At 44.1% G+C, this 11,698-nt stretch carries 9 protein-coding genes, 1 tRNA gene and 1 pseudogene; 9 read left to right on the top strand and 2 right to left on the bottom strand.

Annotation, left to right across the window (positions count from 1 at the left end; genetic code table 11):
* Positions 1-123: 123 nt before the first annotated feature.
* From L1D50_RS16710 to L1D50_RS16675, 8 genes are all read left to right on the top strand, one after another.
* Positions 124-1,506, top strand: coding sequence for an NAD-dependent succinate-semialdehyde dehydrogenase (locus L1D50_RS16710; RefSeq protein ID WP_239966446.1), 1,383 nt, complete (start codon positions 124-126; stop codon positions 1,504-1,506).
* A 101-nt stretch (positions 1,507-1,607) separates the two neighbouring features.
* Complete coding sequence (locus L1D50_RS16705; protein WP_239966445.1) at positions 1,608-2,618, top strand: L-threonylcarbamoyladenylate synthase; 1,011 nt, start codon at positions 1,608-1,610, stop codon at positions 2,616-2,618.
* 198 nt (positions 2,619-2,816) lie between these two features.
* A complete protein-coding gene (locus tag L1D50_RS16700) occupies positions 2,817-3,854 on the top strand; it encodes an efflux RND transporter periplasmic adaptor subunit (protein ID WP_239966444.1) in 1,038 nt (345 codons plus the stop codon).
* A 45-nt stretch (positions 3,855-3,899) separates the two neighbouring features.
* Entirely contained in the window at positions 3,900-6,950 is a 3,051-nt protein-coding gene (locus tag L1D50_RS16695; protein WP_239966447.1) for an efflux RND transporter permease subunit, read from the top strand.
* A 234-nt stretch (positions 6,951-7,184) separates the two neighbouring features.
* The gene (locus L1D50_RS16690) at positions 7,185-7,556 is read left to right on the top strand and encodes a hypothetical protein (RefSeq protein ID WP_010379077.1); all 372 of its coding nucleotides are present in this window, start codon (positions 7,185-7,187) and stop codon (positions 7,554-7,556) included.
* 90 nt (positions 7,557-7,646) lie between these two features.
* Positions 7,647-7,737, top strand: a tRNA-Ser gene (locus L1D50_RS16685).
* 53 nt (positions 7,738-7,790) lie between these two features.
* Positions 7,791-8,174, top strand: coding sequence for a hypothetical protein (locus L1D50_RS16680; RefSeq protein WP_010604797.1), 384 nt, complete (start codon positions 7,791-7,793; stop codon positions 8,172-8,174).
* Between the two features lie 120 nt (positions 8,175-8,294).
* Positions 8,295-8,909: an FKBP-type peptidyl-prolyl cis-trans isomerase gene (locus tag L1D50_RS16675; protein ID WP_010379072.1), complete on the top strand. Its 615-nt coding sequence runs from the start codon at positions 8,295-8,297 to the stop codon at positions 8,907-8,909.
* Positions 8,910-9,004: 95 nt separating this feature from the next.
* Here L1D50_RS16675 and asnS read toward each other — a convergent pair whose 3' ends face one another.
* A complete protein-coding gene (asnS, locus tag L1D50_RS16670; protein WP_010379069.1) occupies positions 9,005-10,402 on the bottom strand; it encodes an asparagine--tRNA ligase in 1,398 nt (465 codons plus the stop codon).
* Between the two features lie 228 nt (positions 10,403-10,630).
* On the opposite strand from asnS, the gene L1D50_RS16665 reads away from it, so the two are divergent.
* Entirely contained in the window at positions 10,631-11,065 is a 435-nt protein-coding gene (locus L1D50_RS16665; protein ID WP_026000942.1) for an AAA family ATPase, read from the top strand.
* A 187-nt stretch (positions 11,066-11,252) separates the two neighbouring features.
* Here the strand turns inward: L1D50_RS16665 and L1D50_RS16660 are convergent.
* Positions 11,253-11,437: pseudogene (locus L1D50_RS16660) on the bottom strand (phage integrase N-terminal SAM-like domain-containing protein); the annotation flags it as partial.
* Between the last annotated feature and the right edge of the window lie 261 nt (positions 11,438-11,698).

Raw genomic sequence — 11,698 nt, 5'->3', positions numbered from 1 at the left:
ATTCATAATAATCAATGGGATATTCATTATTCTCAGATTGGTGCCTTCCTTGCTTATTCAAAGGCTATCGTTGTAAATCTACAAATTGATTTACGCCGTTAAACTTTTCGAAGGAGCTTTATGATGTCAAACACGGTAACCACAATTAATCCTGCGACAGAGCAACCCGTTAACGAATATACTTTAATGGGTTTGGATGAGGCGCAAAAGGCGGTGGACTTAGCCAATGACTGTTATTCATTTTGGAAGAAAACCACATTCACGCAAAGAGCGCAAAAGCTAAACAGACTTGCTGATTTAATTGAGCAAAATAAATCCAAGTTAGTTTCACTGATGACCGAGGAAATGGGCAAAGTGACGGAGCAGGGTGAACAGGAAGTTTCCTTGTGTGCTGAAATTTGCCGATATACCGCCGAGCATGGCGAAAAAGAATTACAGGATGAGCATCGGGTATTTGAGCAGGGACATGCCATTATCACTTATCAACCAATAGGCGTGATCCTAGGAATACAACCTTGGAACTTTCCACTTTATCAGGTTATCAGATACAGTGTTTCAAACGTGATGGCGGGCAATACCACGGTCATGAAGCATGCCTCAAATGTATTTGGTATGGCTAAATTAATTGAAGAGTTATATTTAGAGGCAGGCTTTCCAAAAGGTTGCTACCAGTCACTATTAATTGACGGCGAGACAGCAAGCGAGTTGATAAAAAACCCACATATTCGCGGTGTTACATTTACCGGAAGCGATAAAGTAGGTAAACAAGTTGCCAAACAAGCTGCTGAGCTTTCTAAAAAAACCGTCCTAGAGCTTGGCAGTAACGATGCCTTTGTGGTGCTGGCAGATGCTGATATTAATAAAGCGGTGTCGGCGTGTATTCAAGGTCGTATTGTCAACAACGGTGAAACCTGCGTTGCCGCGAAGCGCTTTATTATCGTTGATGAAATTTATGATAAATTTAGAGACGCGTTTGTGGCTGGGTTTAAGCAGCTAAACGTCGGAGACCCATCTGCAAAAGGCACCGACTTAGGCCCTATGGCGCGCAAAGACTTACGTGATGAATTACACCAACAAGTTGAAGCGTCCGTTGAGGCTGGAGCGACTTGTACGCTCGGTGGAGAAATTCCGAAACAACAAGGCTTTTATTATCCAGTCACCATTTTGGAAGACGTTAAACCCGGTATGCCAGCTTATGATGATGAATTGTTTGGCCCTGTGGCGTCGCTAATTCGTGTGAATGATGAGGCTGAGGCAATGATGGTAGCCAATGATTCACGCTATGGTTTAGGTGGCGGCATTTTTTCAGAAGACACCCAACGTGCAACAGAACTCGCTATTAAGGAGTTTGACACTGGCATGGTGAATATTAATGGCTATTCGCTGGCACAACCAAATTTGCCGTTTGGTGGTGTTAAAGACAGTGGCTATGGTAGAGAGCATGGTGGCTTTGGGATAAAAGAGTTTGTTAACGTGAAAACCGTAATGGTCGCAAGCGCTGAATAACGCAAACCGATCCTAGTTTTTATGCTGGAGCCAGTAATACTGGCTCTTTGCGTTTTAAATTGGTTATAATTCGCGTCCATTTTTTACACTGAGAAAGACACGTGGGCGAAGCGAGCTTAACAACCTTACATTTATTAGCAACTGATCCAAGCGCAGCGGCGCAAGCGGCTGAACTTGCACGTGATGGTCAACTTGTAGCGGTTCCGACAGAAACCGTTTATGGCTTAGCAGCAGATGCAAAGCAACCCGATGCGGTTAAAAAAATCTTTGCAGCAAAAGGACGCCCAGCTGATCACCCGCTAATCGTACACCTCGCTGACAAGTCTTTGGTTACTGAGTGGGTGGAAACATTACCTGACTATTTTGACGCTTTAGCTGATGCGTTTTGGCCGGGACCACTGACGATCGTTGCCAAAAAGCAAGCACATGTGAGCGACATAGTGACAGGCGGCCACCCAACCGTGGGTATACGTGTGCCAAATCATCCTGCAATGCTAGCATTATTACAGCACATTAACTCCGGGCTTGCTGCGCCTTCTGCTAATCCTTATAAAAAAATTAGTCCAACCACCGCCGAACAAGTATTGTTTGGATTGTCGGGAAAAATAGCAGCTGTGTTAGACGGCGGCCCATGTGAAGTGGGACTTGAGTCTACTATTGTCGATATATCTTCAGCCACACCGAGGATCTTGCGGGCAGGCCCTATTACTAAAGCTGCACTTGAAGCGGTGCTCAATATTGAAGTGGATGAGCCTGATGTACACACTGTAGCCGTCCCTGGTAACGTAAAAGCCCATTACCAACCAAGCAAGCCACTTACCCTGTTGTCAACGGAAGAGTTAGCTGCTCGCCTATGCGGCCAGTGCGAAGCGAATACCGGTGTATTGTATTATTCATCGCAAATTGAGCGAATGCTCTCTGAGAATTCAGCAAACAACGAGCTGGTGGATCTCAAACTTGGTGCTGACAAAGCCAAATATGCGCAGGGCCTTTATCACGGGTTACATCAGTTGGATCAATCAAGTGCAACCGAGATTTTGTTGGAAGCACCACCAACGGCGCCCGAGTGGCGCGATGTTAACGATAGACTGATGCGCGCGGCCGCACAATAGTCATGATTTGGCGCGGTAGTTTATCGCGCCTCACTCTCCCTCAATCTTTACATAACTTTACCTTACTTTACATGAGCTTATCTTGCCTTTGAAACGCTGCAAGGCATACTGCATCTCATCGCACTTATACTGTGTGTTATCGAATAGTTTATCTTGATGTGAGTGATTAACTGTTACACTCAAATATAGCTAAGAACAATGGAAATTATTAAGGTTAATATGTGTAAAGTAACGCGCTTGGTGGTTTTTACGGCCACTATGCTGATAACCAGTGCCGCTTTGGCGAAACCTTCGCAAGTGATTGCAGAGCCTATTCAATTTGAAAGCAGTAGCCAGCAAATTCAGGCTGTAGGTAATGCTGAAGCTATTCAATCGGTTATTTTGTATCCCGCGATTGGTGATAGGGTGACTGCGGTACATTTTAAACCGGGCGATGAGGTTAAAGCGGGTACTTTGCTATTGGAGCTAGACTCACGCCGCCAAAAAGCGGCGCTTGAAGAAGCTAAAATTCGTCTTGCAGATGCGCAGCGCACCGTCGATCGCCTAACTGATAGCCAAAAGCGCGGTGCCGTCCCAATTAATGAATTAGATAAAGCGGTAACGGACAGAGACTTAGCAAAAGTCGCCTTGATCCAAGCTAAGAATGAATTAGAAGACCGCCAAGTGATCGCCCCTTTTTCTGGCGTAATGGGACTCACCGACGTTGAGGTTGGAGATCGCATTACCACTCAAACCGCGATTGCGAGTATCGATAATTTTGATAAGTTGTATGTTCAATTTGCGGCACCGGAATCGGCGTATGGCATGCTTAAATCGACCGATAGCGTACTGCTGACACCTTGGAATGATAATTCAACACGGATAGACGCAAAGATAGCGCAAATGGACTCTAGAATAGACCCAACAGCCCGCACACTAAAAATCAAAGCCATCTTTGAAAACCGCAATGATCGTTTTTTGCCTGGAATGAGCTTTAGAGTATCGCTAACGGTATTAGGTGAAGAGTTTGCCGTTATTCCTGAAGCTGCATTACTTTGGGGCGCAACAGGTCCTTATGTATGGAAAGAAGTAGATGGTAAAGCTAAGCGTATTGATGTGAAAATCCAACAGCGTTTGCCGGGTAAATTGCTGGTATCAGGCGATTTGGCTGCAAGAGAGTTATTAGTTGTAGAAGGGGTGCAACGTCTTCGTCCTGGGCAAGAAATTGCGGTGACGAATGCACTGGCGAAGGAATAAATCGTGACTAAACCGGAGTTACCACAGTTACAAGATTTACCGTCGATGGCAATTCGCCGTCCGGTATTAATCGTTGTATTAAATTTATTGATTATTATTGCAGGTATTGCTGCTCTTGCCGGCGTTGAAGTTCGTGAACTGCCCGATGTGGACAGGCCGCGTTTAACGGTGTCCGCATCGTTTCCTGGCGGCTCACCTGAGACTGTCGATACCGAAGTGACGAGTAAGTTAGAAGGGGCTGTTGCGCGTGTCAGTGGTGTAAAAAGCATTCGTGCACAAAGTGAAGAGAATAATGCACGGATTGTTGTTGAATTTCGTCCGGGCATTAATCTAGATGATGCAGCCAACGAAACACGCGAATCCGTTTCTCGAATACAAAGAGAGCTACCAGAAGAAGTTGAACGGGTGTCTATTATTAAAGCGGATAATGACGCAGAAGCCGTGGTGTCTTTAACTGTAAGTAGTGCCTCTTTAACACTTGAAGGGTTGACCGAGCGAGTAGAAAAAGACTTAGCACCGCAGTTTTTAACTATTCCAGGCGTAGCCGATGTGCGCCTGAACGGCGATAGAGAGCGGGTGCTGCGCGTAAGACTTGATCCCTTAAAACTGACAAGCTTTAATCTAACCGTGCCAGATGTAGCTGCGGCGCTTAGACAAGCCCCGTTTGATGTGCCCGCCGGCAGTTTAAAGTCGAACGATCAGCAGCTGATTGTCCGTGCCGATGCCACTTCTGTAACTGCTGAGCAGGTGAGTGATATCATCATTCGTGGTGAGACTCGGGTGGGGGATATTGCCTCTGTGTATTTTGGACCGGCTGATCCTCGTTCTATGGTGAGACTCGACGGAGAGCCTGTAATTGGGCTTGAAATCATTCGCCAAGCACAGTCCAATACCATTGAAATCTCAGACGAAGTGCTGCAGCTCGTTGATAAGATAAAAGTACGCTTTCCAGATCTGGAGCTATTCGTCACCTCCGATGATGCACAGTTTATTCGCTCATCCGTAGACGAAGTCTTAAGCTCTTTGGTGATAACCATATTGCTGGTGGTATTCACGCTTTGGGTGTTTATTGGCTCGTGGCGTGCGACGCTTATTCCAGCTTTTGCGATCCCAGTCGCGCTTATCGGTTCTTTGGCGCTGATCTGGGCGCTTGGCTTCTCTGTTAATATATTAACCTTACTAGCACTGGTGCTGGCCACTGGACTTATCGTCGATGATGCGATTGTTGTTAGTGAGAATATTCAGCGTCGTCGTGGCGAAGGGATAGGTCGTCGCGCTGCGGCGGTACTTGGGACAAGAGAAGTCTTCTTTGCTGTAGTTGCGACAACCGCAGTACTTGCTGCGGTATTCGTACCGATCGCTTTTTTACCGTCAACTGCGGGCCGACTGTTCAGGGAGTTTGGTGGCGTGTTAGCTGGTGCCGTGATTATTTCTTCATTTGTGGCCCTGTCATTGGTGCCAGCATTAACATCTAAGTTAAAAGTAAAGCAAGATAGCAAAAAGCACTTGTTTTCGAGTATTGGTGTGAAACTCGCAAAAATGTATCGCGGTACGATCCATTGGGTGCTTGACCATGCATGGCTAACATTTAGTGTATTTGTGGTTATTGCGAGCTTATCTGGTGCGCTCTATTCGCAATTGGATAATGAGCTTTTGCCATCTGAAGACAGAGGTAAAATTCGCATTTTCGCAAGAGGGCCTGACGGTGTTGGCCTTAACTTTATGGATAGACAGGCCAAACAAATGGAAGACATTTTATTACCCTTTGTAGAAAGCGGAGAAATAGAGTCAATCTATACGGTTGTTGGTCAGTGGGATCCCAATATTGTATTTATCACTGTGCCATTAAAGCATTGGGATGAACGTCATTTCTCGCAACAGGAAATTATCGATAAGATCAGAGGACCGCTTGGTAATATACCCGGTGCACCTGCGCGTGCCTTTGGAGCAAATAGCTTAAACCTAAGAGGCCAAGGTGGTGGTATCGAGCTTGCGCTACTTGGTAATGACTATTTAGAGATCTTTAAAGCAGCGCAACAATTTGCGGCTTTGGTTGAAAAAGAAATGCCAGACGTGGCTCCGGTACAAATCTCTTATCAACCCTCACAACCTCAGCTGCGCGTAAACATTGACCGCAGAAGAGCAGAAGAGCTTGGCGTTAGTTTGAGTGACATATCAACGACACTTAGGGCGGCGATTAATGGCGATGATGTTGCTGATTTGAATGTTGGCGACCAATCCATACCAATTATGCTGCAGGCTCAAAACCATACCATCAGAGATCCAAGTGATTTGGCTAACCTTTATGTTGGCAGCCGCACTGGTGCGTTAGTTCCGCTAAGTAGCCTTGCCGTTATTGTCGAAGAGGGCGTAGCTGCTGAGCTTGAACGCCACGCACAGCGTCGTAGTATCGAGCTGGATATGAAACAGCCAGAAGACATGCCTATGGCAGAAGTGGTTGAAAAATTACGAACGCTGGCAGATCAGAGTTTACCTGACAGCGTGACGCTGGCGTTTAAAGGGGAAGCCTTAACGTTTGAAGAAACGGCCAATGAAGTGTTACTTACTTACGTGCTGGCGTTCTTGATTGTATTGCTCGTACTTGCTGCGCAATTTGAAAGTGTAAACAGTGCCGTTGTCGTGATGATCACAGTTCCGTTTGGGATCACCTCTGCCATATTGGCGCTGTATCTTACTGGAACTTCGCTAAACATATATTCGCAAATCGGCTTAGTGATGTTGATTGGCTTAATTGCTAAAAATGCCATTTTGTTAGTTGAGTTCGCAGATCAATTACGTGATAAAGGACGGTCAGTAAGACAAGCTGTTGAAGAAGCCGCGGTGATCCGTTTGCGTCCTATCATGATGACCTTAGTATCTACATTACTTGGTGCTTTACCGTTGATTTTATCGGTAGGCGCAGGTGCCGAGTCGAGAAATGCGATCGGTTGGGTCGTATTTGGCGGTTTAGGCTTAGCGGCTTTCTTTACGCTTTACCTTACACCTGTCGTTTATCTCGGTTTAGCGAGATTTACGAAACCGAGGGCGGATGAAACCAAATTATTAGTGGATGAACTTGATAAAGCTGAAAGTTAAATTCCCCCGCTAAAAATAAAGTAAGTTGAGCGCAGCAATAGCTGCGCTTTTTTTATACAGCGATTAATGTTGTGGTAACACATTCTTTGATACTTTTTGTTGAACTTTTCATTATTTAAACTGTCACAACCGATGTGGTTGTTTTATAGCCATTATGTTTGCTACTCTAAGACAGTAAATCCTGTTTTCTATAACAATAATAAAAATAACAAGCTAATTGAAAGAAGATGTGTCATGGGTAATTTATTTTTAAAAGAACGGGAAAATTGGACCGCCTGGATTATTTGGAGCTTGATAGGATGCACGGCAACTGTTGCATTATCGAGTTATACCAGTGAGATATGGATGGGGCTATTAGCGCCTATCTTGGTATTAGGATTACTAACAACATGGATGAGTTACACCAAGCGATTTGATTTTTCCAGAGCATTCAAAGTGCTCAGTACCGTAGTGTTGTTTTCATCTATTCCGGTTATCATTGAAAAAGTGCTGCCAGCAAAAAATGCAGTCATTGGTATGATTGATTCGGGGATCATCGTGATAGCAATGGTTATCGCCAGTTGTATTTTTGCTTACATTGCCAAAAGGCCAAAGCAATATTATTGATTATTCGGCTATTATTTGCGCTTTTGAATGCAAAAATTGAAATAGTGCTTTACAACCGATGGATAACTCCATAAAATGCGCGCCAACAACGGAGAGATGGCTGAGTGGTTGAAAGCACCGGTCTTGAAAACCGGCATACGTTAATAGCGTATCTAGGGTTCAAATCCCTATCTCTCCGCCACCTCATTCCCAAAACCGCCTCCAAATGGCGGTTTTTTTCGTTTGGAGGCGTGTATGTCTGCGGCTAGTAACATGGCAATAATAAAACATAGTTCTATTTGGATTGTATTTAGTTATTTTTATCTTAGTGGTCTAAATATGGCGCTAACGTTGTCGATTGATTCGCAACAAGACCCTGATATCACAATGACGCTGCTGCATGTTTTTTTATTCAATTGCCTTGTTGGTCATCTGATCACTAAATATGAAAAATCTTGGCCAGAAATCGCCAGTGTGGTTATTGCATTATTTGGTGTGGTTGGATTTGGACACTACTTTGTTGGCAGCTTGGGGGAGTACAGTGATGAGCTTAATATTGGTCTTGTATTATTGCTGCCATTTGCAACCTTTGTAATGAAAAAACTCAAACAATACGCCGAAGAGAAAGCCGCTAGTTAGCGGTTTTTTTGTGTCCGACGAATAGCTCGACTGCTTGATAATCAAGCAGCTCCGGTATCTTGCCTATTTTGGCTGTGATACAATCTAAGATTCTTGTTAATAAAAAAATATGGAAAGACTATGTCTCAATTCAACACAGACGCAGATAAAGCGAGCTACGGTATTGGTTTACAAATGGGTGAGCAACTTAAAGCAAACCCTTTTGAAGGTCTAAACCTTAACTCTGTATTCGAAGGGATGAAAGACGCTTATGCTGGTGACAGCTTCCGCGTTGAGATCCCTGAAATTCAAGCGGCATTTGAGAAGATCAATGCTGAAATCCAACAGCGTCGTGAAGAAGAAGCTAAAGTGTTAGCTGCTGAAGGTGTTGCATTTCTAGAAGAAAATGCAAAGCGTGCTGAAGTAACGGTAACTGAGTCAGGTCTTCAGTATGAAGTAGTTGAAACTGGCGAAGGTGATAAGCCTGTTGAAGATTCAAAAGTACGTGTTCATTACCACGGTACTCTAATCAACGGTACGACTTTTGACAGCTCTTACGAGCGTGGTCAACCAGCTGAATTCCCAGTAAATGGTGTTATCAAGGGTTGGACTGAAGCACTTCAAATGATGCCTGCAGGTTCTAAATGGCGTCTATACGTACCGCATGAGCTTGCATACGGCGAGCGTGGTGCAGGTGCTGCAATCGCACCTTTCTCAACGCTAATTTTCGACGTTGAGCTACTAGAAGTTTTATAATAACTTCGCGTGATCAAAAAAGGCCTTCTTAATGAAGGCCTTTTTTCGTTTAGCCAAAGCTGCTGAGAACACAACTTTAGCTGTTCGACAAGACTTTAGTAAGTCGCACTGCCTTTAGTACGAGGGAAGGCAATAACGTCACGTACGTTGCCCATGCCAGTAACATAAGCAACCAAGCGCTCAAAGCCAAGACCAAAGCCTGAGTGAGGCACTGTTCCATACTTACGTAGGTCACGGTACCAGCTGTAATCTTCTTTGTTTAAGCCCATCTCTTCAAGACGCGCATCTAGCACATCTAAACGCTCTTCACGCTGTGAGCCACCAATGATTTCACCAATACCAGGCGCAACGACGTCCATAGCGGCAACGGTTTTACCGTCTTCGTTTTGGCGCATGTAGAATGCTTTGATATCACGAGGGTAGTTTTTGATAACTACTGGTGCGTTAAAGTGTACTTCAGCAAGGTAACGTTCGTGCTCTGATTGTAAGTCGACGCCCCACTCAACAGGGAATTCAAACTCTTTATCACATGCTTTTAGAATTTCAATAGCGTCTGTGTAATCTACCTGAGCAAAGTCTTTATCGATGAATGATTCTAGGCGAGTAATGGCATCTTTTTCGATACGCTGTGCGAAAAATTCCATATCATCACGACGTTCGTCAAGTACTGCTTTAAACACATACTTCAACATGTCTTCTGCAAGCGCTGCGATGTCGTTAAGGTCGGCGAATGCCACTTCAGGCTCAACCATCCAAAACTCTGCCAAGTGACGAGAAGTGTTTGAGTTTTCAGCACGGAATGTTGGACCAAAAGTATAGATTTTTGAAAGGGCACTTGCGTATGTTTCACCGTTAAGCTGACCTGATACCGTCAAGAATGCTTCTTTACCAAAAAAGTCTTCTGAATAGTCTACATCGCCTTTGTCTGTGCGTGGTAGGTTGTTCATATCAAGTGTAGATACACGGAACATCTCGCCTGCGCCTTCACAGTCACTTGCGGTAATGATAGGCGTGCTGATCCACTGGTAGCCACGCTCATGATAAAAACGGTGAATAGCTTGTGCAAGACAGTTACGAACACGCGTAACCGCGCCCATAACATTAGTGCGAGGGCGAAGGTGCGCATGTTCGCGTAAGTATTCAATACTGTGGCGTTTTGCAGCCATTGGGTATGAATCTGGATTCTCAACCCAGCCTAATACCTCAACGCTGTTCGCTTGGATCTCAAAAGATTGACCTTGACCTTGTGATTGTACAAGCACACCAGTCACCGCTACTGAACACCCAGCAGTAAGACGAGTCACTTCGTCATAATTATTCAGCGAATTAGGGACTACGGCTTGAATAGGGTCAAAACAAGAACCGTCATGAACGGCTAGAAATGAAATACCTGCTTTTGAATCACGTCGTGTACGGATCCAGCCCTTTACTGTTACTTGGCTGTCAACCGCAACGGTGCCTGCTAGTAGCTCCGTTATCGCTGTGTGGCTCATCTTTACTCCAAATGATTTATTTTTTATTTGTAAATTAAAAGACAGAGTGTCTTATCGTCATGTAAGCCGTATCTTACCTGCGATGGACAAATAAAAAAACACTGAAATGCAAAAAACTGGGCTGAAAAGAATGAGTAAAAGCCATGAAAAAACAGTCGGACTGTGGCATTATGAATGTTCGATGATAAAAATAGCTTTATTAATACTAACAGTGACGTTCAAAACTCGATGAAACAAGTTTTTATTTTGAGGGGTCTACCTGGCTCTGGAAAATCGCATTATGCGCAAACGCTAGCCGACGACCTAGTCTCCGGCGATGAAACACAGTATTTTATCTGTTCAACCGATGATTATTTTCTTAATGAAAACGGCGAGTATCATTTTGAAAAACAACGCCTTTCAGAATATCACAACTTAAACTTAGCTCGGTTTATTAATGCCTTAGCTGAAGGTATCCCTTTGGTCGTTGTTGATAACACCAATATCAAGAAATGGGAGTTTGTTGCTTATGCGTCAGCTGCTGTGGCAATGGGTTATCAAGTGAAAGAAGTCATTGTTGGCGAAATTAAAGATAAATCCCTACAGCACTTATATGCCAAACGTAATAGCCATGGCATTGGTTTGAAAACAATTTCAAAAATGGCCCACCTTTTCGAATGGTGATCAAGCATAGGGAAGTGTAACCCTAACAACGCTCGCGCATGTTAAACAGGGTAGTATCTCATATCCGATCTTACAGTTAAAAAGAGTGGGTTTAGAATTCACCTTCGAGCAAACAAGAGACGGTCGTCAATGTTAGTTTCATTCTACATAGCGGCCGGTTAGTCAACTCATTCCTGCCCCCATTTCATTGGTTGGCAGAAAGGTTAAAAATTGTGTAACCTCTTCCGCTCCCATTATCTCAGGGTGACGCTTGTGGTGAAAGTTAATGAATGCCTTAATCCAATATAGGTAGGTTTTTTCTGTTCTAATGCTGTAACCACGCATACGCATTTCTTCCTGAAGACCTTTCAGAAATGGGCTTTTTAGACTCATGATAACTCCTTAGCTCATGCCGCTGTGTGTGTATACAGTATTATCTGGAGTTCTCGGATATAAAGGGAAATAATGAAAAAAATTTTGCGCGTTTACGCATGAATAAATTTAAAATGTTATTTTTTATCAAAAGGTTATTTATCTTCGATTTGAAATAATAGGTTTGGGAAACGCGCATGCGCATTTTTCCAGATGGTATATTTAGCAGAATGCTGATAAGTTCTTTGCATACTGATAGTTAACTGTGCGCGTTTTCACTGG

The organism is Pseudoalteromonas sp. Isolate6, assembly GCF_022398435.1.
GTDB lineage: Bacteria > Pseudomonadota > Gammaproteobacteria > Enterobacterales > Alteromonadaceae > Pseudoalteromonas > Pseudoalteromonas galatheae.
This window is presented reverse-complemented; position numbering and strand designations above follow the sequence as displayed.